This window comes from Mycobacterium sp. AMU20-3851, from assembly GCF_043974665.1.
Classification (GTDB): domain Bacteria; phylum Actinomycetota; class Actinomycetes; order Mycobacteriales; family Mycobacteriaceae; genus Mycobacterium.
In genome coordinates this window covers 298,954-320,958 of sequence record NZ_CP146371.1, presented here as the reverse complement: position 1 = coordinate 320,958, position 22,005 = coordinate 298,954, and the positions used below count along the sequence as shown (strand labels likewise).

Sequence of the window (22,005 nt, the reverse complement as noted above, 5' to 3'; positions counted from 1 at the left end):
AATCAGTTACCCGGGCAGCCCGAAATTGCCCATCCCGCTGGCCAGCGGACCGAGCCGGGTCTGGGCCAGGATGGTGACCTGCTTGGCGGCGTCGGCGAGCGCGCCGACGATCAGATCCTGCAGGGTCTCCGGATCGGCGGGATCGATCACCTTGGGATCGATGGCCACCGCGATGACCTCACCGCTGCCCTTCATGGTGACCTGCACGAGGCCACCGCCGCCCTGACCGTGCACCTCGGCGTTGGCCAGCGCTTCCTGCGCCTCCATCAGTTGCTGCTGGACCTGTTGTGCCTGCGCGAGCAGCGCAGACATATCGGGCTGACCACCGGGTTGCATGACTGTCCCCTCTTGATTGCGACCTGGTCTCGACTTCATTTCACTCACGAGCCCGAGGCGGTTTGCCCTTCAACATTAGCCGCCGCCGCGACTACCGTGGCGGCGTGCACGTCCCCTCCCGTTTGCGTGTCGGCAGCCTACGAGTCGGCAGAGTCGCGGCCACTGTCCTGCTGGCCTCCGGCCTGTCCTGTTCCGCGGTTCCCGCGGCCGTCGCCGCGCCCAGTGCGATCGCCGGAAAGATCGTGTTCCTGGACCCGGGCCACAACGGTGCCAACGACGCATCCATCAGCCGCCAGGTCCCGACCGGCCGGGGCGGCACCAAGGACTGCCAGGCCAGCGGCACCACCACGAACTCCGGCTACCCGGAACACACGTTCAACTGGGATGTCACGCTGCGCGTCCGGGCGATCCTGGACGCCAACGGGGTCCGCACCGCGATGTCGCGCGGCAACGACGACGCCCTCGGCCCGTGCGTCGACGAGCGGGCGGCGATGGCCAACGCGCTGCGGCCGAACGCCATCGTGAGCATCCACGCCGACGGCGGGCCGGCCACCGGCCGTGGGTTCCACGTCCTGTACTCCTCGCCGCCGCTGAACACCGTGCAGGCCGGACCGTCGGTGACGTTCGCCGGAATCATGCGCGATCAGCTGCAGGGATCGGGGATCCCGCCGGCCACCTACATCGGCTCGAACGGCCTGAACCCGCGCTCGGACATCGCCGGGCTCAACCACGCCCAGTTCCCGTCGATCCTGGTCGAGCTGGGCAACATGAAGAACCCGGCCGACTCCGCCCTGATCGAGTCGGAGGCCGGCCGGCAGAAGTATGCCGAGGCGGTGGCGCGCGGAATCGCCACCTGGTTGGCCAACAGCTAGCCTTCGAGTTCCTTCTTGAGGTTGCCCAGCACCTCGTCCTGGATCTTGCGCAGGCCCAAGGGCGCGAACGTCTTCTCGAAGAAGCCCTTGACGCCGCCGGCGCCGGTCCACGAGGTCTTCACGGTGACGGTGGAGCCGGTGCCCGCAGGTGCGACCGTCCAGTTCGTCACCAGCGAGGAGTTGGCGTCCTTCTCGATCACGGTCTTGCCCGCGACGTCGACGGCGGCCTTTACATCGCGGGAACGCGACTTGGTGGCCTGCAGCTTCCAGGTCACCACGGTGCCGGCGCCCTGACCGCCTTCGAGCACGGAGTAATTGCTGTAGTGCGAGGAGAGAATCTTCGGCCGCACCGTCTGGTAATCGGCGACCGCGGCGAGCACAGCTTCCGGCGCGGCATCTATCAACACGGTGCTGGAAGCGCTGACCTGTCCCATGAGTGCAAAACTCCTGTCATCACGTATCGGTTCGGTCGCGTCGTCGGCGACCGAGGACTAGCGTATATGTGTGTCTGTTGTTGCAACCGACGCACAAGCTGTACACGGGGAGGGCGTGCAGCGTTTACTGGCGAGTTATCGCGCCATCCCCGCGACTGCGACTGTGCGACTGAGCAAACCCACGTCGAATCTGTTCCGGGCGCGGGAGCATAATGCTGCGCCGGGCCTGGACACCTCGGGACTGACCAACGTCATCGCGGTGGACCCGCAGGCGCGCACCGCCGATGTCTCCGGCATGTGCACCTATGAGGACCTGGTCGCCGCGACGCTGCCGTACGGGCTGTCCCCACTGGTGGTTCCACAGCTCAAGACGATCACGCTGGGCGGTGCCGTGACCGGGCTCGGTATCGAGTCCGCCTCGTTTCGTAACGGGCTGCCGCACGAATCGGTGCTCGAGCTCGACATTCTCACCGGCGCCGGTGAACTCGTCACGGCGAGCAGAGACAACCACCCGGATCTGTATCGCGCTTTCCCGAACTCCTATGGCACCCTCGGTTATTCGGTGCGGCTGCGTATCGAACTGGAGCCGGTGCTGCCCTTCGTCGCGCTGCGCCATCTGCGTTTCCACTCGATCGAAGAGATGGTCACGACGATGGACCGCATCATCGAAACCCGTGGATACCAGGGCGTGCCGGTGCACTACCTCGATGGCGTGGTGTTCAGCGCCCAGGAGAGTTATCTGTGTCTCGGCATCCAGACCGACACCGCCGGGCCGGTGAGTGATTACACCGGCCAGGACATCTACTACCGGTCCATTCAGCATGCCGACGGGGAACATCACGACCGCCTCACCATCGCCGACTACCTGTGGCGCTGGGACACCGACTGGTTCTGGTGCTCAAGGGCTTTCGGCGCCCAGAACCCGACGCTGCGGCGATTGTGGCCGCGACGCTTCCGGCGCAGCAGCTTCTACTGGAAGCTCATCGGGTACGACCAGCGCTTCGACATCGCCGACCGGATCGAGAGGCGCCGTGGCCGTCCCGCCCGGGAGCGGGTGGTACAGGACGTCGAGGTACCGCTGCAGGACTGTGCACCGTTCCTGAACTGGTTCCTGGACAACGTCCCCATCGAACCGATCTGGATATGCCCGTTGCGGCTGCGCGAGACCGGTGCGCAGTGGCCGCTTTATCCGCTGCAACCGCACCGCACTTACGTCAACATCGGGTTCTGGTCCTCGGTGCCGGCCGGACCCGTCCCCGGGCACACCAATCGGCTCATCGAGGCCAAGGTGTCCGAGTTCGGCGGGCACAAGTCCCTGTACTCGGAATCCTTCTACAGCGCCGAGGAATTCGATTCGCTCTACGGCGGCGAGACGTACAGGTCCGTGAAGAAGACCTACGACCCCGACTCGCGATTGCTCGACCTCTACGACAAGGCGGTGCGCAGGAAATGACGACCTTCAAAGAGCGCGCAGATCAGCGCCGGATGAACCTCGCCGAAATCCTGGAACTGTTTGCCTCAAGCAAACTTCCGTTGCGGTTCTCCGCCTACGACGGCAGCACCTCCGGCCCACCGGACGCCGCGGTGGGCCTGGATCTCAAGTCACCCCGCGGCACCACCTACCTGGCGACCGCACCGGGCGAATTGGGCCTGGCCCGCGCCTATGTCTCCGGTGATATCGAGCCGCTGGGAGTGCATCCGGGCGACCCGTATGACCTGCTGCGGGCACTGGCCGATCGGATGAAGATCAAGCGGCCACCGGCCCGTGTGCTGGCCTCGATCATCTCGTCGATCGGCATCGAACATCTGGTGCCGATCCCGCCGCCGCCGCAGGAGGCCCTGCCACGCTGGCGCCGGATCGCAGAAGGTCTGCGGCACAGCAAGTCCCGTGACGCCGAAGCGATTCACCACCACTACGACGTATCGAACGCGTTCTACGAGCGAGTACTCGGCCCGTCCATGACCTATACCTGTGCCTGCTACCCGGACAAGGACGCCACCCTGGAAGAGGCACAGGAGAACAAGTACCGGCTGGTGTTCGAGAAGCTGCGGCTGGGGCCGGGCGACCGCCTGCTCGACGTCGGCTGCGGCTGGGGTTCCATGGTGCGCTACGCCGCCCGCCGCGGGGTACGTGCAGTGGGCGTCACCCTCTCGGCCGAGCAGGCCGCGTGGGCCCAGCGCGCGATCGCCGACGAAGGTCTGTCCGATCTGGCCGAGGTGCGCCACGGCGACTATCGCGACGTCACCGAGTCCGGCTTCGACGCGGTCTCCTCGATCGGTCTGACCGAACACATCGGGGTGGCCAACTATCCGGCGTATTTCGCTTTCCTGCAGGCGAAGCTGCGCGTCGGCGGCCTGCTGCTCAACCATTGCATCACCCGGCCGAACAACCGGGCCGGGGCAACGGCCAACTTCTTCATCGACCGTTATGTCTTCCCGGACGGCGAGCTGACCGGTTCCGGACGCATCATCGCCGAGGCGCAGGACGTCGGTCTGGAGGTCCTGCACGAGGAGAATCTGCGCCGGCACTACGCATTGACGTTGCGCGATTGGGGCCGCAACCTGGTCGAGCACTGGGATGAGGCGGTCGCCGAGGTCGGCCTGCCCAGCGCCAAGGTGTGGGGCCTCTACATGGCCGGTTCGCGGCTCGGTTTCGAATCGAATGTGGTGCAGCTGCACCAGGTTCTGGCGGTCAAGCTGGACGATCAGGGGCACGACGGCGATCTGCCGATGCGGCCGTGGTGGACTCCGTAGGGTAGCCGACGCACATCGCTCCGCCGGCCCGCTTCGCCTCGTACATGGCCGCGTCGGCGTGCCGGACCACCGCGTCCAGGGTGAAGTGCGGCTCGGTCGAGGACATCGCCGCGATGCCGATGCTGACGGTGAGTTCCACGTCGCCGACCTGAACCCGCGTCAGCGCCCGCACCCTTTCGGCCAGATCCGCCAGGGCGGCCTCGTCGTCCAGCAGGGACACCAGCACCAGTTCGTCGCCGCCGATGCGAGCGGTGAACTCCTCGGGCCGGGTCACCTCCTGCAGCCGGGCGGCCAGGGCGACCAGCGCCGCGTCGCCCGCCGCGTGCCCGTCGGCGTCGTTGAGGCTCTTGAACCGGTCGATATCGCACACGGCCATCGCGACCGTCGTCCGCGGTCCGCGCGCCAGCGCCCGCCCCACCGATGCCTGTATACCGCGCCGGTTGCGCAGTCCGGTCAACGAGTCGCTGTGTGCCGACCGTGCCGTGCGGACGATGGCCCGTCTGCCAATATCGATCAGCACCGATCCCACCAGCGGAACGGCCACCACCCACACCAGCGCGGGCATGAAGTGGACGAACAGCTCGAACACGCTGTGTTGCTCGGCCAGCACCGCCCACGCGGTGATGCCCGCGATCACGGCACCGCCGACCACGCAGTGCACCAACAGGACCCGGGCTCCGAGCAGGAATCCGGCGAACCCACCGATGATGCCCATGTAGGTCATCGTGGACAGCTGGGCCGCGGCCGTGGACAGGGTGCCCGCGGTGAGGATGAGGGCGATGTCGGCCCACACCACGAACGCGATGGCCTGGCGGTAGGACGGCCACGGCCCGCGTATCCAGCGCCACCCCACCGCGACGGCCGACACCGCCACCAGCATGTGCAGGACCCGCACCGGCACAGCGGTGGGTCCGGCCGGGTGGAACTGCACGATGACGAGCAACGCCGCCATCCCGACACAGCACACCCCGGTCACCCGGGCGAACAGGCGCATGAACCGACCGTCGATCAGCGAGCGTGTCGCGAACCGGTACTCGCGTGCGCCCCAAGCGTCAGCAATCGGGTTGGCCACTGTTTACCTCTCGAAACCGGTTAGTCCGGCAAACAGATTAGCCTAACCGAAGAACCACTGCAGCTAACCCCGGTCGATGCGCTTGGCGCCCAGTTCGTTCTGCAGCAGCTCGATCGCCACTTCCTCCGGATCACGGCGCACCACTTCCGAGGTGTCGCTGCTGGCCTCGGCCAGCATGCGCTCCTCCTCGGCCTCGTGGTCCTGCCGCGGCACCGGACCGGTATCCGAGGGTGCGGGTTCCCCGGAATCCGGCACACAACGGATCTGCCAGTTCACCCCGAGGGCATCCTTGAGTGCTTCCCGGATGACGTCGGCGTTGCGTTGTTCGCTGAGCCGCCGAGCCAGCGGCGGTGCCCGGTGGCTGAGTACCAGGGTGTCACCGTCCAGCGCCCGGACGATCGCGTCCGCGAGCATGGCGTTGACCGGCTTGCTGCGGGCATTCACCTTCTCCCGCACGGTGTCCCACATGGCACGGACCGCGGCGGCGTCCGGCTGGCCGACCGCCGGGGCCGGTGGCGGCACCTCGACCGGCTGCGGAGCCGGTTCCGGCTCGGGGACCGGCGGCGGCGGGGTGGGCGCCACCGGCTCGGGCGCCGGGGCGGGCTCGGGCTGTGGCAGCGGTCGCGGCTGCGGCACCGGCGCCGGCGGGGGCGTCGGAACGGGTTCCGACGGGGGTGGCGGCTCGGGCGCCGGGGCGGGTGGCGGCGCGGGTGGCGGCGCGGGTGGCGATACCGGCGCCGGAGCCGCGGCGGGTGGCGGCGCGGTTTCGGCCGCCGCCTGCGCCCTGCTGGCCCGGACGAACTGCCGTGCCGGGGTCGGCGCGGTGGCCGGCGGACTGGCCCCGTCACCGGGGATGGCCATGTCCAGCCTGGTTTCGATCCGCTCGATACGTTGCAGCAGAGCCGATTCCGTATCGTGCGCCGAGGGCAGCAGCAGCCGGGCGCACACCACCTCGAGCAGCAGCCGCGGGGCGGTGGCCCCGCGCATCTCACCGAGGCCGGCGTGCACCACCTCCGCGTAGCGGGCCAGCGTGGCCGCACCCAGCTTGCCGGCCTGCTCCCGCATCCGGTCCAGCACAGCGTCCGGGGCGTCCACCACCCCGCGGTCGGCGGCATCCGGAACCGCTTGCAGCACAATGAGATCGCGGAAACGTTCCAGGAGATCGGTGGCGAACCGGCGCGGATCGTGTCCGGCGTCGATCACCGACTCCACCGCACCGAACAGCGCCTCGGCATCGCCGGCGGCCAGTGCGTCCACCGCCTCGTCGATCAGCGCGACGTCGGTCGCCCCCAGCAGGGACAGCGCCCGCTGGTAGACGACGTGGTTGTTGTCGGCGCCGGCGACCAGTTGGTCGAGTACCGACAGACTGTCGCGCGGGGACCCGCCGCCGGCGCGAATCACCAGCGGGTAGACGGCGTCCTCCACGGTGACGCCCTCGTCGCGGCAGATCCGCTCCAGCAGCGTGCGCATCGTCTTGGGCGCCAACAGCCGGAACGGGTAGTGATGGGTGCGGGACCGGATGGTGGGCAGCACCTTTTCCGGCTCGGTGGTGGCGAATACGAAGATCAGGTGGTCCGGCGGCTCCTCGACGATCTTGAGCAGCGCGTTGAAGCCCGCATTGGTGACCATGTGGGCCTCATCGATGATGAAGATGCGATACCGCGACTGGGCCGGCGCATAGAACGCGCGGTCACGCAGTTCACGGGTGTCGTCCACGCCGCCGTGGCTGGCCGCGTCCAGTTCGGACACGTCCACGTTGCCCGGGCCGTTGGGGGCCAGCGCCACACACGAATCGCACACCCCGCACGGGGTCGGGGTGGGACCCTGCTCGCAGTTCAGCGAGCGGGCCAGGATGCGCGCCGACGAGGTCTTGCCGCAGCCGCGCGGCCCCGAGAACAGATAGGCGTGGTTGATGCGTCCCGCGGACAGCGCTGTGGACAGCGGTGCGGTGACATGCTCCTGGCCGACGACCTCGGCGAAGGTTGCGGGTCGGTACTTCCGGTAGAGCGCCACGGTCAGCAGGTTACCGAGTGATGCCGACGTACCACGCGGTCAGTCACGTGCCAGCAGCGATTCGGTGGCCGCCAGCAGCGCGCAGGTCGACAGACCGTCGATCGCGGACCGCAGATCGGACTCCGCCGGGAAACTCGGCGCGATCCGGATGTTCTTGTCCTCCGGGTCGTTTCCGTAGGGGAACGACGCTCCCGCCGCGGTGACCGCGATGCCGGCGTCCTTAGCGAGCGCCACGGTGCGCTTCGCGGTGCCGGGCAGCACATCGAGGCTGACGAAGTACCCGCCCTTGGGGTCGGTCCAGGACGCGATCTTGGATGCGTCCAGGCGGTCGGCCAGGATCTCGGCGACGAGGGCGAACTTCGGCGCCAGCAGGTCCCGATGGCGCAACATGTGCGACCGGACGCCGTCGGCATCACCGAAGAAACGCAGGTGACGCAGTTGATTCACCTTGTCCGGGCCGATCGACTTCTTACCCGCGTGCTTGAGGTACCAGGCCAGGTTCTCCGCCGAGGCACCGAAGAAGCTCACCCCGGCACCGGCGAAGGTCATCTTGGAAGTGGAAGCGAACACCAGCGGCCGATTCGGTTTACCCGCGGCCGCCGCCAGGCCCAGCACGTCGATCGGCTCGACGAAGTCGGGCGTGAGGGTGTGCACCGCGTAGGCGTTGTCCCAGAACAACCGGAAGTCCGGTGCCGCGGTCCTCATCTGCACCAGTCGCGCGACGACGTCCGGTGAATAGGTGGTGCCGGTCGGGTTCGCGTAGACCGGCACACACCACATGCCCCGGACGGCCGGATCGGCGGCGACGAGTTCCTCGATCAGGTCGACGTCGGGCCCGTCCTCGCGAAGTGGCACCGGAAGCATCTCGATGCCGAAGCTCTCGGTGATGGCGAAATGGCGGTCATACCCCGGCGCCGGGCAGAGGAATTTCACACCCGGCTCCGCCGACCACGGCCGCGGCGAGTCCACCCCGCCGTGCAGCAGCGAGAACACCACGGCGTCGTGCATGAACTCCAAGCTGGCGTTGTTCCCGGCGATCAGGTTGGCGACCGGGATGCCGAGCAGCTCACCGAAGATCGCGCGCAGTTCCGGCAGGCCCTGCAGACCGCCGTAGTTGCGGGTGTCGGTGCCGTCACCGTCGCGGAAATCCTCCCGCCCGGGAAGCTCGAGCAGACCGTTGGACAGGTCCAGCTGAGCCGGGGACGGTTTACCGCGCGTGAGATCGAGGGCGAGACCTTTGGCCTGCAACTCGGCGTAGTTGCGCTGTTGCAACTCGTGCTGAACCGACAGTTCGTCGCGGCTCAGTGACTCAAACGACACGGTGGACCTTTCACGCGAAGCCGCGAACACCCAGGTGGTCAGAAAAACAGTGCCCAGAACACAAAGGGGACCCCGCGCACCCGCCAGAGCCCATTGACCCTTGCTGCCTTCCGGCCCTGGGGGAGTTCACAGGATGGACGCCGCGCGGGGTCCGGTGACCGAGTGTAGTCCCCCACCCCGAGAGGCAGCGGAGCGACCGGGGGATGTACCCGGCGGGCTGGAGCGAAGCGACCGGGGGATGTACCCGGTTGGTCGGGGCACCCCTGTCGGTCGGTTAGGATTGCCGACGGAGGATTCGCCTAGTGGCCTATGGCGCTCGCCTGGAACGCGGGTTGGGTTAATAGCCCTCAGGGGTTCAAATCCCCTATCCTCCGCAGTTGGTCCGGGGCGCGATCGGATATCGATCAGGTCGCGCCCCGGGACCACAAATCGTCGAGGAGGACTATGCGGCGCGGTATCGCATCGCTATGGCACGCGTCATCGCTGGTACTCGCCGGAGTTCTGTTCTTCCTGTTCGTTTTGCCGCGCTGGTTCGAGCTGACCGGGCAATGGCCGGTCGCGCTGGGCACCGTGATGCGCATCGTGTGCGGCCTGCTCGTCGGCCTCACCGCACTGCCCGTCGTCCTGACGCTGGTCCGCACCCGGAAGCCCGAACTCGGGACACCGACGTTGGCGCTGTCGCTGCGGGTCTGGTCGATCGTCGGTCACATCGCCGCCGGGTTGTTGATCCTGGGAGCGGCGATCAGCGAGATCTGGCTCGATCTCGACGAGGCCGGCCCATGGCTGTTCGGCATCTACGGCGCGGCCGCCGCGATCGCATTGCTCGGCGCATTCGCCTTTTATCTGGCGTTCGTGGCCGAATTGCCGCCGCCGCCGCCGAAACCGCTCAAGGTCAAGGCGGAGAAGCCCGGCACATCTCCGGCAGCGGAGCGCACCGAGTCGGCCGAGGCCGACGAAACCACGGAATCCGAAGCTGCCGGCGAGGACGCCGAGTCCGCTGCCGAGGAGCCGGTCGACGAGACCGAATCTGCCGAAGAAACCGCTTCTGAGCAGGGCAAACTGCGTAACCGTCGGCCTTCCGGAAAGTCTCGTCGCACCCGCACCCGCGGCGGCGTCGCCACCGAGAATTGACGCTCCGGACGGCTTTTACGTCGACAGTTCGCCGCGACCCCGTCAATATTGAGGTGACACCTCGGGCGCTCGGAAGGCGGCGAATGCGCAAGCTCCTCTCTTGGTGGTGGCTCACCGCCCTGCTCACCGCGCTCGCCGCCGTGCTCCTGGCGACGCCGGCCACCGCGACCGCCGACCCAGCGGAACTGTCGCTGGCGGCCGATCAGGTCGAGCCGTCGGTCGTGCGGTTGGACACCGTCGTCGACTACCAACACGTGATGGGCACCGGTACCGGCTTCGTGATCGACGGGGCGGGTCAGGTTCTCACAAATCACCACGTCGTGCAGGGCGCCGATGCCATCACCGCGGTGGTGGGCGGGCGCTCCTTCGACGCCGACATCCTCGGATTCGACCGCGGTCGCGACATCGCGGTGCTGCAGCTGCGCGGAGCGGGTGGGCTGCCGGTGGCGGCGCTGGGCGATTCAACCCGCATCGCGATCGGCGATCCGGTGATCGCGATCGGCAATGCCGGCGGCAGCAACAGCCCGCTGACCAGGGAACCCGGGACCATCACCGCGCTGGGCCGCACGATCAGCGCCGAGGACGAGCTGACTGGCGCCAAGACGCAGATGTCCGGGCTGTTCGAGATCGCCGCGCCGGTGCGCTCCGGTGACTCCGGCGGACCGGTGATCAACGCCGCCGGGCAGGTCATCGGCGTGACCACCGCGGCGACGGTGAATTTTCAGACCGATCCGGGCGGCGAGGGTTTCGCGATCCCCATCAACGAGGCGATGGCCATCGCGGGTCAGATCCGGTCCCGCACGCCGTCGGACACCGTGCACATCGGTCCACCCACCCTGCTCGGCGTCGGCGTGAGCAGCGCCGAGCAGCACGAGGCCTTCCCGGGCGTGCTGGTGCACGAGGTGCTGCCGGGTGGGCCGGCAGAATTGGCCGGCCTGGCCAACGGCGATGTCATCCTGACCATCGACGGGACGCCGATCGAGTCCGCCGCGGGCCTGACTCAGGTCCTGGATCGGCACTACCCGGGGGACGTCGTCGACCTGACCTGGGTGGACCGGGCGGGCCAGCACAGGACCGGAAAAGCCGCGTTGGGGGCGGGCGCGTAAACGCTGCCACCCCGCGACACGCCCGCTGAATCAGCCGGGCACGCCGGTCCGCAAGATTTATTTTTGAAATATTCGGCGGCGTCGATTCAGCACCGCGGGCGTTGCTCACGCAACCCTCGGCGACAAAATGTGACGTATTCGTCAAATTCTGCTCCCGTCTTCCCGGGGCCCCGATCCGTGTGGCAATGTAGAAAACGGTTGTTGTCAACATCGTGACGATCGGCCGTGAAAAGTGGTCGCCGGTGCCGCCCGCACCCCGCGGGGAACCGCGCGGTCGCGGCAGGATCGCACGTCAGGCATGGTTCGGCAACCGCGGGCGCGACGGCTCGGCCTGCGCTTGGGCAGCCGTGCCATTCGCGCACGTTTGTTGCGGCATTTGCGCGGATCTCGATCTGTTCTTGAATCCGTCAGTGCCATAAGCGCTTTCGCGCAACATCACATCCGACCTGGGCCACTGCGGAGCGTCTCTGCGGCGCGCCGGACCGCGGCGAATCGAGAGCCCGGGTCATCCGTTGACATGGCGCGCAAACACGCCCGAAACCCCGCAGGATCCAGACCGGCTCCGATCGCAGATCCGGCGCGGCGGCACCCATCGGTCCGGGCCCCGACGGCTAACGCCGATGCGAGCGGCTGGCAACGCTCGCCGAACCTGTCGGCGCGGCGCCTGCGCGACGGTCACGTTTCTTACATCTACGTCAGTTAGTTGCGAGAGCAACGGACCTGCCCGTTGCTGGGCGACTCACAAGGCCGCTGACCTGCGGGTTATCCATCCACAGCCAGGTGAGGAAAGCCTTTCCGACGTCGCAGTTCGGCGTTACATTGACTCCAAGAATTGCGGATCGCAGCTGTGCACGAGCAACAGTCTGTCCCGCGCCCGGCAAGGGGGAGACATCGTGGTCGAAACCGTCGTAGCGGCTTATCTGATCGGATGGGCGATCAGCGCGGTGGGGATCTTCGTCGCCAGCAGGCGGGTGGGCGGCCAAGACCCGGTGCCGTACCAGTTCGCCCTCAGCGCCGCCGCCGGCGCACTGTGGCCGCTACTGATTCTGGGTGCCGTCGAGTTCAGCTCGGTAGCCGCGGCCTCGAGCGCCGCCGCGCACCTCGATTCCCCGGAGCACCGCCTCCTGGTCAGCGCCCCGGTCGTACCGCTGCGCTGACCTCCGCTCCGGTCATCCGTTCTTGACCGGGTTTCCGTCCTCGTCCCAATTCTCGGCGACCTTCTTACTCGGCTGCACTCGCGGTGGTTCCCCCGGCATCTTCGGATAGCTCGGCGGATACGGCATATCCCCCAGCCCGCGGTCCTCATCGGCCTTGACCATATCGAGCAGCACCTGGATCGACTGTGCGTTGTCGTCGATGCCCGCCCACGGGTCGGGCCGGCCGGCGACGAAGTCCGGCACCGTCGAGATGGTGTAGTCATCCGGGTCCGCGGAACCCAGCTCTTCCCATGTCAACGGTGTCGATACGGTGGCGATCGGCGTCTTGCGCGCCGAGTAGGCCGAGGCGAACGTGCGGTCGCGGGCGTTCTGGTTGTAGTCGATAAACAGTCGCTTGCCCCGCTCCTCCTTCCACCAGGATGTCGTCACGGCCTCCGGAGCGCGGCGTTCGATCTCCCGTGCCAGCGCGATACCGGCGCGGCGCACAGCGATGAAGTCCCAGTCGGTCGCGATGCGCAGGAAGACGTGCACACCCCGGCCGCCGGAGGTCTTCGGGTAGCCCACCAGGCCCAGCTCGTCCAGCAGCGGTTTGAGGACGTCGACGGCCACGGCGGCGGCCTCGGCGAACCCGGTGCCGGGCTGGGGGTCCAGGTCGATGCGCAGCTCGTCGGGATGCTCGGTGTCCGGGCAGCGCACCTGCCACGGGTGCAACGTCACCGACCCCATCTGGGCGGCCCACGCGATGGCCGACGGGTGGGTGATCTTCAGCGCGTCGGCGGTACGTCCGGACGGGAAGGTGACGGTGCAGGTCTGCAGGTAGTCGGGATGCTTCTGCGGCACCCGCTTCTGGTAGATCTCCTCGCCCTCGATGCCGTCCGGAAAGCGCTGCAGGTGAACCGGCCTGTCCCGCAACAGGTCCACCATCCGGTCGGCGACGGCGAGGTAGTAGTCGAACAGCGCCCCCTTGGTGCCCTGGGCGCCCAGCTCCGGGAAGTACGGTTTGTCGCGGCTGGTCAGCCGCACCGAGACACCGTTGACGTCGACCTCTTCTGCCTTGCTCGCCATCAGTTCTTCTCCAGGACGTCGGACAGGTCGTAGTTCAGCGGCACGTCCAACTGCGCGAACGTGCAACTGTCCGGATCGCGGTCCGGTCGCCAGCGCAGGAACTTCACCGCGTGCCGGAATCGTTGCGCACCCGGCCCATTGCCTTCCATCTGGTCATAGGCCACCTCACATACCCGCTCGGCCCGCACCGGAATCCAGCGCTTGTCCGCCGCGGAGTTCCACCGGCTCGGTTCACCGTCGCGGACGTCGTCACCGATCCGCAGCGGTTCCAGGTCGGCCAGCAGCGACAGCCGCGCCTTGGCGGTGAAAGAGGCTGCGCCGCCGACCATCTGCAGTTCGCCGTCCTCGCGGTACAAACCGAGCAGGATCGATCCGATGCCTTCCCCGCTCTTGTGGATGCGGTACCCGATGGCCACGCAGTCCGCGTCGCGATGATGTTTGACCTTCACCATCTCCCGCTTGCCGGGCAGGTACGGGCCATCCAGGCGTTTGGCGATCACCCCGTCCAATCCGGCGCCTTCGAACTCCTGCAGCCACTGCACGCCGAGCGCGGGGTCCTCGGTGGTCCGGGTGACATGGCACCAGCGCTTCTGGTCGACGGAATCCAGGAGCGCGCGGCGGCGGGCGGTGAACGGATCCTTCATCAGCGACGTGTCCCCGACGGCGAGGGCGTCGAAACCGATGAAATGCGCCGGAGTCTCCGCCGAGAGCTTCTTGATCCGGCTCTCGGCGGGATGGATGCGCTGGCTCAGCGACTCCCAGTCCAGCCGGGTGCGGCCGCCGATCTCACGGGGCACCACGATCTCACCGTCGAGGACGCAGCGCGGCGCGAGTTCGTCGCGGACCGCGTCGATGACCTCCGGGAAATACCGGCCGAGGTCCTTACCGCTGCGGGACAGCAGCACGACGTCGTCACCGTCTCGGAACACCAGCGCCCGGAAGCCGTCCCACTTGGGCTCGAAGGACCAGACACCGTCATCGGTCGGCACCTTGGTCTGGGCCTTGGCCAGCATCGGCTCCAGCGGCGGTGAAACGGGGAGTCCCATGGGTTCCATAGTCACGTAGACCCGGGCACCCCCACAATCTCATCGCGCCGGCTATTGCGCCCCCGACATCGACGGCAGGAACGTCACGGTGGCGGGGAATGCGATGAGCAGCCCCACCACGACCAGGTCTGCCACCACGAACGGCACGATGCCCCGGAACACCCGGTCCAGGCCGGCCTCGCGTACCGCACCGGAGTAGACGAAGGCATTCATGCCGACCGGCGGGGTGACCAGTGCCATCTCGGCCACCTTGACGATCAGCACACCGATCCAGATGCCGTCGAACCCGTAACCGCTGAGGATCGGGTGCAGCAGCGGCGCGGCGATCAGGATCATCGAGATGCCGTCGAGGAACATGCCCAGCGGCAACAGCACCGCGAGGCAGGCAACCAGCACCACATACGGCGGAAGATCCGCCGCGGTCACCGCATTCACCAGGGAAGTGCTCGCGCCGCTGAGCGCCAGCACATAGGTGAACACCCCCGCCCCGGCCATCAGCAGGAAGGTCATCGCTGTCAACCCCACGGCCTCGCGCAGCGATTCCTCGATATTGCGCAGCCACGCCGAGGGCCGGCTGCGCAGCAGCAGGATGATCAGCGCGGCAAAGGCGCCAAACGAGGCGGCCTCGGTGGGGGTGGCCACGCCCAGGTAGATCGTGCCGACCGACACCGCGAAAATGACGACGAGATACAGGAATCCGGTGATGTCCCGGCTGGTCGGTTCCGCGGGTTCGTCGTCGGCGACATCGGTGGCCGGCCCGGATCCCGCACCGACGAGCACGCTGGCACGATCGGACGCGCGGCGGCGCTGCCACGCCACCAACGCCACGATGGTGACCGCGTAGGCGGCGATGGTGAGCAGCCCGGGGCCGATCCCGGCGATGAGCAGTTGCCCGATGCTCTCCTCGGTCACCACGCCGTACAGGACGAGCACGATCGACGGCGGAATGAGAACGCCCAGCGTGCCACCCGCGCAGACAACGCCCGCGGCGAGGCGGATGTTGTAGCCGGCCGCCACGATCGCATCGGTCGACACCCGCGCCATCGTCGCGACGGTGGCGACGCTGGATCCGGTGACGGCGGCGAACATCCCGGACCCGGCCAGCGAGGCCAGGGCCGGTCCGCCCGGCAGCCGCCGGAACGCCGAGGTGGCCAGATCGAAGGCGGCCTGGGCCAGTCCGGCCCGGACGGCGAACACCCCCATCACGATGAACAACGGGATGATCGTCAACGAGTAGTCGGCGGCGGTGGAGAACGGTTGGTTCGCCACCGTGCTCACGCCTGCTCCGGTGCCGCGCAGGATCAGCACACCGGCCAGGGCCGACAACATGAGGGCCAGTCCGACGTGCAGCCGGATCGCCAGCAGCCCGAAGAACAGCACGAGGACGACGATCAGGGCGCCGATGGTGGCTGCGGTCATCGCGACACTCCCGTCTGCTCGGATCGAATTTCCTTGAGGGTCAACGCCTCACGCCATACGGCGACGACGAAAAACGCGGCGAACGAGATCAGCAGGATCACCTTGGCCGGCCAGGTCGGCAGCCGCAGGATGTCATTGGTCGTCTCCCCCCGCTCGGCCGCACTGATCAGGACCTCGGTCAGGCCCCAGGTCATCAACGCGCCCAGACCCACCAGCAGCGCTGCCCGCAGCACGGAGAACACCGATCGTGCCCGCGCCCCCAACCGGCTTTCCACGAGTTCGACGGAGACGTGCCGTCCGTCGGCCTCCGCCGATGCCAGCCCCAGGTATGCGGTGGCGACCAGCAGCATCGTGGTGATGTCGACGGTTCCGACGATGGAGCGGTCGCGCAGATTCCGGCTGACCACGTCAGCGACGGTCAGCAGGATGATCGCCAACAGCAACAACCCGGCCAGCAGTCCGAGGCCCCGGATGAACAGGGTCAGCGGCCGCGGCAACGTGATTTCTGCACTCATCGGCCCTGTCCCTCCAGACACTCGATGAACGGATCGGCATAGTCCGAACGAGCGGATTCCTCGCGGATGATCCGGCGGTAGTCGGCCAGCACCCCTTGCGCGTCATAGCCGCGCTCGGTGTAGCGGTCGACCCACTGCTGTGCGATGCCGGCCCGCTCTTTCCACTCCGCGACCGCATCGGCGGGCATCGTCGACAGTTCGGTGCCGGATTCGCGGAGTTCGGTGCACGCGCGGTCGCCGAGCGCATCCATCTCGTCCAGCCCGTTGGGGATGGCGTTCTCCGATGCCTGCGCGAGGGCGTCCTGATACTCCTGCGGCATTCCCGACAGCAGCTCTGAGTTGATCACCACGATCGAGGAGGCGTAGCTGCCGATGCCCGGGTCCACCAGGTACGGCGTGTTTCGGGTGAGTCCGAAGGTCGGCAGGTTCGCGATAGCCAGGGACGTGTATCCGTCGACGACCCCGCGTTCCATCGATTCGTAGACGTCGGTGGCCGTCATCGCGACCGGGTTCGCACCGACCGTGAGCAGCGCCTCCGACGTCAGGCCACCCGAACGGATGCTGCGGCCGGCCAGATCGGCGGGCACCGCGGCGGGTTGTTCCAGCCCGACGACCGCGATCCCGAGCGGCAACGGGAACAGCAGCTGCACACCCTGACGGTCGAAATCGTCTCGGTAGGTGTCGTTCTCGTCGTAGAGCCGTTCGATCGCCGTCATCTGGACCTGCGGGTTGGTGGTCTCGAACGGCAGCTCGATGACGGTGTACATGGACAGATCGGAGGCGGCGTAGAGGGAGCCCACCTGGGCCAGATCGGCGCGCCCGTCCAACGTGGCCTGCACCGACTCGTCGGCCCCGACCAGGCTCTGCGAGTAATGGAACCGCACCTGCACACCGCCGTCGGTGAGCTCCTCGACCTCCTCGGCCCACCGCTGCACGGTCAGCGACTGATCCGAGGTAGGCGACGAATATGTGGTGTAGTGCAACACATATTCGCCGTCACGCTGAGCGCAGGCCACCAGCGCCGCTGCGGTCAGCGTCGCCAGTGCCGCGGCGGCGATGCGCCGGCCCGGACGCATCTCAGTTCCCCGGCTCGACCCGGTAACGCCGCAGCGTCAGGGCCGGGTTGATGGTGCGGACGTGAGCCAGCCGCGACTGATCCAGGACGGCGACGCCGATGCCTTCCGCCTCGCCGAGCGCGGCCAGCGGGATGCCCATCGGGTCGAGGATGGCGCTGTTGCCCGATCCGGCCGGCGAGATCTGGTCGGCGGCAAGCACATACACGGTGTTCTCGATGGCACGCGCCCGCAGCAGCGTGTTCCAGTGGTACTCCTTGAGCGGTCCGGGAACCCATTCGGCCGGCAGCGCGATGACGTCGGCACCGGCGTCGACCAGAGTGCGTGTGGTCTCCGGGAAGCGCAGGTCGTAACAGGTCTGCATGCCGATCGTGAACCCGTTGAGCTCGAGCAGCTGCGGTGTCGACGGGTCCGCGGCGATCACCCGGTCGGATTCCTTGTAGCCGAACGCGTCATACAGATGCACCTTGCGGTAGACGGCGGCGACGGCACCGTTCTGCAGCGCGACGAGGGTGTTGTGGATCTTGCCGTCGGCGGCGGATTCGTTGACCCCGACGATGACACTCAGCCCGAGATCGGCCGAGGCCTGCGCCAGCCGGGTCACCGACGGTCCGTCCAGCGGTTCGGCGCTGTCGACGAAGCGGTCGTCCATGGCAGGCACGGTGAACACCGCGTACTCGGGCAGCACCACCAGCTGCGCTCCGCGCGCGGCCGCCTGCTCCAGCAGACCGATCATGGTCTGCAGGTTCGCGGCCTTGTCCTCGGTGGGTGCGAACTGTGCGATCGCAGCAGTCAGGGTCATCGGGCACCCACCTCGGATCGGATCTGCGCGAGATTCTGTCTGGTCGCGGTGAAACCGGCCAGCATCGCGCCGTACTGCATGGAGGCGACGATCGTGTGCGCCCGCTCCTCGACGGCGAGCTGCTGTTCGGCCGCGCTCCAGGCGGGCAGCACCCACGGCTTGCCCGCGGAGTTGGCGGCGCGGGCCAGCGCCCGGATGTCGGCGAGGTCGGCCTCGGTGACCGAATAGGCGCCGCGGTTCCGGCGCAGCGACAGGTCCGAGGGGCCGATGAAGATCCCGTCGACGACCGGCAGCGCCAGGATGGCGTCGATCTCGTCGAAGGCCGAGGCATCCTCGATCATCGGATAGCAGTGGGTGTTCCGGTCCTGAGCGGTCACCCAGTCGTCGGTGAACCCGCGGTAGTCCGAGGTCCGGCCGCCGGCGAAGGATCGATCGCCCAGCGGGGGGAACTTCGCGAATCCGCAGATCTCGGCGGCGTGTTCGGCGGAGTCGATGTGCGGGATCGCCACCGCGTCGGCGCCGAAGTCGAGCGCCTGCTGGATGGGACCGCGCTCGGGGCCGAGCACCTTGGCGATGACGCGCATCTGCTTGGCCTTGATGAACGGGATGAGCGCGTCGAGGGCGCGCAGGTCGAAGCAGCCGTGCTCGATGTCGAGCACCACGGTGTCGTAGCCGGCCAGGCGACCCATCTCGACGGCCGCCGTCGACGGCTCGGTGAGCCAGATCGCGACGTGCTGGTCCGGGGTCGTCGGACCGCTCTCATGTGGCGATGACATTCGGCACCTCTCGTGACTATCGTGCGAAACACAACATGTAGACATGTTGTATACAACAAAAATGCACCGCGTGTAAATGGTTGAATGCAATGCATGTCCTCGACAACGCCACGCACCGATGCGGGGCCGGCCAAGACCTCCGCGGGCCAACGCGCCTACGAATGGATCCGCGACGCGATCCTGCGAGGCGACTTCGCCGAAGGCGAGTTCATCGACGAAGTGGCACTCGCCGCCCAGGTCAACACCTCACGGACCCCGGTGCGCGAGGCGCTGCAACGGCTGCAGGTCGAGCGCTACATCGAGCTCCTCCCCCGGCGCGGAGCGCAGGTCCGGGTGGTGACCGCGGTCGAGATGCGCGAGATCTACCAGGCCCGGTTCCTGCTCGAATCCGACGCGCTGCGCACCATCTGCACCCGCGGTGCGGGTGCTCCCGAGTCGGCCGAGGAACTGATCGCCGAGATGGAACGGGCCGGTGAGGCCCGCGACTGGAACCGGTTCGCCCAGCTCGACCAGATGTTCCACGCGGCGATCGTGCGCCATCAGCGCAACGCCGTCATCGCCGATCTCTACGATGCCCTGCAACCCCGCCAGGTGCGATTGGGCACCCGGACCCTGGTCGAGGCGCCCGGCCGCCTCACGACCATCGAGAAAGAACACCGCGAGCTGATCGCCGCGATGGTCGCCGCCGATGCCGATACCTGCGTCAGCGTGCTGCGGACACATCTGCGCGAGGTTCCCGAATTGGTGGACGCCTTCGGCGGCAACGGAATTCAGCCAACGCCCTCCGGTATCTGAGCGCAGGTGGCATCCTCACCTGCGTGACCGACTTCCTGCTGATACCCGGCGGAGGCTCCGATCCGTCGTACTGGCAGTACGTGGTGGCCGAATTGGCGCTGCGCGGGCATCGCGGGATACCAATCGACCTCCCGTGCGAGGACGACACTGCCGATCTGCACGCCTACGCCGATGCGGTGGCCGCGCAGCACACGGGCGCGGGACGACCGATCGTCGTCGCCCACTCGCTCGGCGGGTTCACCGGCCCGCTGGCCTGTCCCCGGGTCGACGCGGCCGCGCTGGTGTATGTGTCGGGGATGGTTCCGCGCCCCGGCGAGCGCCCCGGCGACTGGTGGGAGGCCACCGGGTGCGCCGAGGCGCAACGCCGGGCGGCCGACGCCGGAGGCTATGACGCCGACGATATGGGCGCGCTGTTCTACAACGGCGTGGACCCGGCGGTCATCGCCGGTGTGGTGGAGCGCGAGCAGTCCGATACGCCGATGGAGGCGCCCTGGCCGGGCGATGCGCTGCCGCAGTTACCCACCCACTTCGTGCTGTTCGCCGATGACCGCTTCTTCCCGGAACCGTTCATGCGCGCGACGGTGGCGCAGCGGCTGGGCGTCGAACCCGAGGTGATACCGGGCGGGCACATGGCGATGCTGTCGCATCCCGGGGAACTCGCCGACCGATTGGTCGCCGCGATCCCCTCGGACTCCTGATCCGACGTGCCACGGCGCGGCGGAACCTAGAGGATGGCACTCAGTGCGCGCACTCTTCGGTTCAGCACCGCCGCGAATATTCCCCGGCCCGGCGCGTTTCTAGGGAGGGGGTTCGTCGTCCCGTGGTCCGAGGAGGCGTTCGGGGTGGTGCAGGTTGTTGAGGTGGGCTTGGCCGGTGGTGGGATCGATCCATTCGAATCGGCCGTCGGGGCGGCGTCGGGTGGTCCAGCCGGTGTCTTCGATCATCTGGTTGGCGGGGCTGCAAGCCAGGGTCAGGTCGTCGATGTTGGTCTGCCCGTTGTGTTTCCAGTCCGCGAGGCCGTGGTGGGCCTCGGTGTCGTAGAAAGCGGCGTCGCAGCCCGGGCAGGTGCAGCCCCGTTCGCGGCCGAACAGTGCGAGTTTCTGTGCCCCGGTGGCGCATCGCTGGGCTCGTCCGAGGTGCAGTGCCATGGAGGTGTGGCCGTCGAAGACGGCGAGGTAGTGGTAGGCCCCGGCGGCGGCCATCGAGATCAGATCTCGTATCGGCAGCAGGGAGCCGCCGCCGGTGACGGCGAATCCGGCGCCGGCCTGGAGTTCCTGCAGGGTCGTCGTCACCACCACGGTGGTGGGTAATCCGTTCAGCCTGCCCAGGGTCTGGGAGCGCAGCAGCAGGTCGAAGGCAGCTGCGACCGCGTCGTGGAGGTACTGGGCCTTGGTGCGCCACTGGGAATCCAGCAGCGGGGTGGACGGTGGTGGCGTGAATGGATTGTCCTCGCCGGTAACGTCATCGGGCACGGGATCCGGTTCCGGTTCGGGTTCGTCGAACAGGTTGGGTTCGGCGGTTACGGGCTCGGGTTCGCGGGCGGGGTGGCGGCCGCGTTCAGCGAATTTGGCGAGGATGGGTTCGATCATGGCCCGCAGTTTCGGAGTGACCCACCCGGATAGGTAGCTCAGGCCGTCGGGTTGTTGAGAACCCAGGTGTAGACCCGCTTTGCGGGCGGCCGCGTCGGCGGGTTCGTCGCCGTCGGGGTGCAGCAGGGCCAGCAGGCGGATCGCCAGGACGGTCAACGAGTGCGGGTCCAGGTCGGCGGCGGCTGTGACCAGGGACTGTTCGGCTTGGGTGCGGGTGATCGGATCGACGGTGGTGGGCAGGGCGTGGAAGAACTTGCGGATCACCTCGAGGTGCTCCTCGCCGAAAGCGCCGCGGGTCAGTGCGGCGGCGGTGTGCTCCCATTGCGGTGCCATGTGCTGGCCCTGCAGTGTTCGCCGCGGTGCGAGTTGGGTGGCGCGGGTGAGGAGTTTGTGGGCGCGGCCCTTGCTCATCCGGTTGCGCAGGGTGAGCAGTTTCGTCCAGGAGGTCGCACCCAACTCGGCGGGATTGGATTCGCGTTGCAGGCGGGCCAGGATCGCGTACTCCAGCATGGGGACTCGGTGGGTGGCGGTCTCGAGGTCGGCGAACGCGGCGAGCAGTTCGCGGTGTGAGCAGGCGTCGACGTCGGCGGCCAGCAGTGCGTCCACACTCGCGGTGTAGGCGGCGACTGCAGTAGTCAAATCCGACGTTGTCATGATTCGAACATACGTGCGACCACCGACAGATCCGGCCGCCCGTGTGACTGATGAAACCAAAGGGGCAGAAGGTATT

The 22,005-nt window shown here is 67.7% G+C and carries 21 protein-coding genes, 1 tRNA gene and 1 other RNA gene; 9 read left to right on the top strand and 14 right to left on the bottom strand.

Annotated elements, in window-relative coordinates; genetic code table 11:
* Positions 1-6: 6 nt before the first annotated feature.
* Positions 7-336, bottom strand: coding sequence for a YbaB/EbfC family nucleoid-associated protein (locus V4U86_RS01575; RefSeq protein ID WP_395309556.1), 330 nt, complete (start codon positions 334-336; stop codon positions 7-9).
* A 104-nt stretch (positions 337-440) separates the two neighbouring features.
* Here V4U86_RS01575 and V4U86_RS01570 point away from each other — a divergent pair, with 104 nt between their 5' ends.
* A complete protein-coding gene (locus V4U86_RS01570; RefSeq protein ID WP_395309555.1) occupies positions 441-1,208 on the top strand; it encodes an Rv3717 family N-acetylmuramoyl-L-alanine amidase in 768 nt (255 codons plus the stop codon).
* Here V4U86_RS01570 and V4U86_RS01565 read toward each other — a convergent pair.
* A complete protein-coding gene (locus tag V4U86_RS01565) occupies positions 1,205-1,642 on the bottom strand; it encodes an SRPBCC family protein (protein ID WP_073859246.1) in 438 nt (145 codons plus the stop codon). The two genes, V4U86_RS01570 and V4U86_RS01565, sit on opposite strands and share 4 nt — an antisense overlap.
* A 70-nt stretch (positions 1,643-1,712) precedes the next feature.
* On the opposite strand from V4U86_RS01565, the gene V4U86_RS01560 reads away from it, so the two are divergent.
* Positions 1,713-3,095: an FAD-binding oxidoreductase gene (locus tag V4U86_RS01560; protein WP_395309554.1), complete on the top strand. Its 1,383-nt coding sequence runs from the start codon at positions 1,713-1,715 to the stop codon at positions 3,093-3,095.
* Positions 3,092-4,396, top strand: coding sequence for a class I SAM-dependent methyltransferase (locus V4U86_RS01555; protein WP_395309553.1), 1,305 nt, complete (start codon positions 3,092-3,094; stop codon positions 4,394-4,396). Before V4U86_RS01560 ends, V4U86_RS01555 begins: the two co-directional genes overlap by 4 nt.
* Here V4U86_RS01555 and V4U86_RS01550 read toward each other — a convergent pair.
* The 4 genes from V4U86_RS01550 to ffs form a co-directional block, all read right to left on the bottom strand.
* Positions 4,335-5,390: a GGDEF domain-containing protein gene (locus V4U86_RS01550; RefSeq protein WP_395309552.1), complete on the bottom strand. Its 1,056-nt coding sequence runs from the start codon at positions 5,388-5,390 to the stop codon at positions 4,335-4,337. The genes V4U86_RS01555 and V4U86_RS01550 overlap by 62 nt on opposite strands.
* A gap of 141 nt (positions 5,391-5,531) precedes the next feature.
* Positions 5,532-7,481: a DNA polymerase III subunits gamma/tau gene (locus V4U86_RS01545; protein WP_395309551.1), complete on the bottom strand. Its 1,950-nt coding sequence runs from the start codon at positions 7,479-7,481 to the stop codon at positions 5,532-5,534.
* Positions 7,482-7,520: 39 nt separating this feature from the next.
* Positions 7,521-8,801, bottom strand: coding sequence for an aminotransferase class I/II-fold pyridoxal phosphate-dependent enzyme (locus V4U86_RS01540; RefSeq protein ID WP_395309550.1), 1,281 nt, complete (start codon positions 8,799-8,801; stop codon positions 7,521-7,523).
* A 60-nt stretch (positions 8,802-8,861) separates the two neighbouring features.
* An RNA gene (gene ffs / locus V4U86_RS01535) (signal recognition particle sRNA small type) lies at positions 8,862-8,958 on the bottom strand.
* 131 nt (positions 8,959-9,089) lie between these two features.
* Between ffs and V4U86_RS01530 the strand changes: the two genes are divergently transcribed.
* The 4 genes from V4U86_RS01530 to V4U86_RS01515 all read left to right on the top strand — a co-directional run bounded on the left by V4U86_RS01530 (position 9,090) and on the right by V4U86_RS01515 (position 12,195).
* Positions 9,090-9,175 (top strand) — tRNA-Ser (locus tag V4U86_RS01530).
* A 70-nt stretch (positions 9,176-9,245) separates the two neighbouring features.
* Complete coding sequence (locus V4U86_RS01525) at positions 9,246-9,932, top strand: hypothetical protein (protein WP_395309549.1); 687 nt, start codon at positions 9,246-9,248, stop codon at positions 9,930-9,932.
* Positions 9,933-10,015: 83 nt separating this feature from the next.
* Positions 10,016-11,038 (top strand): S1C family serine protease, encoded by a 1,023-nt coding sequence (locus V4U86_RS01520; protein ID WP_395309548.1) that lies wholly within the window; start codon positions 10,016-10,018, stop codon positions 11,036-11,038.
* An 893-nt stretch (positions 11,039-11,931) separates the two neighbouring features.
* Complete coding sequence (locus V4U86_RS01515) at positions 11,932-12,195, top strand: hypothetical protein (RefSeq protein WP_395309547.1); 264 nt, start codon at positions 11,932-11,934, stop codon at positions 12,193-12,195.
* Positions 12,196-12,207: 12 nt separating this feature from the next.
* Here the strand turns inward: V4U86_RS01515 and ligD are convergent, their stop codons facing one another.
* Genes ligD through V4U86_RS01480 form a run of 7 tightly spaced genes read right to left on the bottom strand, consistent with a single transcriptional unit; the run spans position 12,208 to position 18,891 of the window.
* Complete coding sequence (ligD, locus tag V4U86_RS01510) at positions 12,208-13,260, bottom strand: non-homologous end-joining DNA ligase (protein ID WP_395309546.1); 1,053 nt, start codon at positions 13,258-13,260, stop codon at positions 12,208-12,210.
* Positions 13,260-14,315: an ATP-dependent DNA ligase gene (locus V4U86_RS01505; RefSeq protein WP_395312279.1), complete on the bottom strand. Its 1,056-nt coding sequence runs from the start codon at positions 14,313-14,315 to the stop codon at positions 13,260-13,262. Before V4U86_RS01505 ends, ligD begins: the two co-directional genes overlap by 1 nt.
* 42 nt (positions 14,316-14,357) lie before the next feature.
* Positions 14,358-15,725 (bottom strand): TRAP transporter large permease, encoded by a 1,368-nt coding sequence (locus V4U86_RS01500; protein WP_395309545.1) that lies wholly within the window; start codon positions 15,723-15,725, stop codon positions 14,358-14,360.
* Complete coding sequence (locus tag V4U86_RS01495) at positions 15,722-16,240, bottom strand: TRAP transporter small permease subunit (protein ID WP_395309544.1); 519 nt, start codon at positions 16,238-16,240, stop codon at positions 15,722-15,724. The genes V4U86_RS01500 and V4U86_RS01495 overlap by 4 nt, the downstream gene beginning before the upstream one ends.
* Complete coding sequence (locus tag V4U86_RS01490) at positions 16,237-17,316, bottom strand: C4-dicarboxylate TRAP transporter substrate-binding protein (protein WP_395309543.1); 1,080 nt, start codon at positions 17,314-17,316, stop codon at positions 16,237-16,239. The genes V4U86_RS01495 and V4U86_RS01490 overlap by 4 nt, the downstream gene beginning before the upstream one ends.
* 1 nt (position 17,317) lies before the next feature.
* A complete protein-coding gene (locus V4U86_RS01485) occupies positions 17,318-18,115 on the bottom strand; it encodes a carbon-nitrogen hydrolase family protein (RefSeq protein WP_395309542.1) in 798 nt (265 codons plus the stop codon).
* Positions 18,112-18,891, bottom strand: coding sequence for an HpcH/HpaI aldolase family protein (locus V4U86_RS01480; RefSeq protein ID WP_395309541.1), 780 nt, complete (start codon positions 18,889-18,891; stop codon positions 18,112-18,114). Before V4U86_RS01480 ends, V4U86_RS01485 begins: the two co-directional genes overlap by 4 nt.
* Before the next feature lie 93 nt (positions 18,892-18,984).
* On the opposite strand from V4U86_RS01480, the gene V4U86_RS01475 reads away from it, so the two are divergent.
* Both V4U86_RS01475 and V4U86_RS01470 read left to right on the top strand, forming a co-directional pair.
* Positions 18,985-19,686, top strand: a complete 702-nt coding sequence (locus tag V4U86_RS01475) for a GntR family transcriptional regulator (RefSeq protein ID WP_395309540.1) — start codon at positions 18,985-18,987, stop codon at positions 19,684-19,686.
* A gap of 23 nt (positions 19,687-19,709) precedes the next feature.
* Entirely contained in the window at positions 19,710-20,384 is a 675-nt protein-coding gene (locus V4U86_RS01470; RefSeq protein WP_395309539.1) for an alpha/beta fold hydrolase, read from the top strand.
* A gap of 99 nt (positions 20,385-20,483) precedes the next feature.
* On the opposite strand, the gene V4U86_RS01465 is transcribed toward V4U86_RS01470, so the two are convergent.
* A complete protein-coding gene (locus tag V4U86_RS01465; RefSeq protein WP_395309538.1) occupies positions 20,484-21,929 on the bottom strand; it encodes an HNH endonuclease signature motif containing protein in 1,446 nt (481 codons plus the stop codon).
* Between the last annotated feature and the right edge of the window lie 76 nt (positions 21,930-22,005).

What these genes read in the sequence shown, in the direction of transcription:
- V4U86_RS01575 (WP_395309556.1), bottom strand. Translation starts at nt 336, where the DNA reads ATGCAACCCGGTGGTCAGCCCGATATGTCTGCGCTGCTCGCGCAGGCA.
- V4U86_RS01565 (WP_073859246.1), bottom strand. Translation starts at nt 1,642, where the DNA reads ATGGGACAGGTCAGCGCTTCCAGCACCGTGTTGATAGATGCCGCGCCG.
- V4U86_RS01555 (WP_395309553.1), top strand. Translation starts at nt 3,092, where the DNA reads ATGACGACCTTCAAAGAGCGCGCAGATCAGCGCCGGATGAACCTCGCC.
- V4U86_RS01550 (WP_395309552.1), bottom strand. Translation starts at nt 5,390, where the DNA reads ATGCGCCTGTTCGCCCGGGTGACCGGGGTGTGCTGTGTCGGGATGGCG.
- V4U86_RS01525 (WP_395309549.1), top strand. Translation starts at nt 9,246, where the DNA reads ATGCGGCGCGGTATCGCATCGCTATGGCACGCGTCATCGCTGGTACTC.
- V4U86_RS01520 (WP_395309548.1), top strand. Translation starts at nt 10,016, where the DNA reads ATGCGCAAGCTCCTCTCTTGGTGGTGGCTCACCGCCCTGCTCACCGCG.
- ligD (WP_395309546.1), bottom strand. Translation starts at nt 13,260, where the DNA reads ATGGCGAGCAAGGCAGAAGAGGTCGACGTCAACGGTGTCTCGGTGCGG.
- V4U86_RS01505 (WP_395312279.1), bottom strand. Translation starts at nt 14,315, where the DNA reads ATGGAACCCATGGGACTCCCCGTTTCACCGCCGCTGGAGCCGATGCTG.
- V4U86_RS01500 (WP_395309545.1), bottom strand. Translation starts at nt 15,725, where the DNA reads ATGACCGCAGCCACCATCGGCGCCCTGATCGTCGTCCTCGTGCTGTTC.
- V4U86_RS01495 (WP_395309544.1), bottom strand. Translation starts at nt 16,240, where the DNA reads ATGAGTGCAGAAATCACGTTGCCGCGGCCGCTGACCCTGTTCATCCGG.
- V4U86_RS01490 (WP_395309543.1), bottom strand. Translation starts at nt 17,316, where the DNA reads ATGCGTCCGGGCCGGCGCATCGCCGCCGCGGCACTGGCGACGCTGACC.
- V4U86_RS01485 (WP_395309542.1), bottom strand. Translation starts at nt 18,115, where the DNA reads ATGACCCTGACTGCTGCGATCGCACAGTTCGCACCCACCGAGGACAAG.
- V4U86_RS01480 (WP_395309541.1), bottom strand. Translation starts at nt 18,891, where the DNA reads ATGTCATCGCCACATGAGAGCGGTCCGACGACCCCGGACCAGCACGTC.
- V4U86_RS01475 (WP_395309540.1), top strand. Translation starts at nt 18,985, where the DNA reads ATGTCCTCGACAACGCCACGCACCGATGCGGGGCCGGCCAAGACCTCC.
- V4U86_RS01465 (WP_395309538.1), bottom strand. Translation starts at nt 21,929, where the DNA reads ATGACAACGTCGGATTTGACTACTGCAGTCGCCGCCTACACCGCGAGT.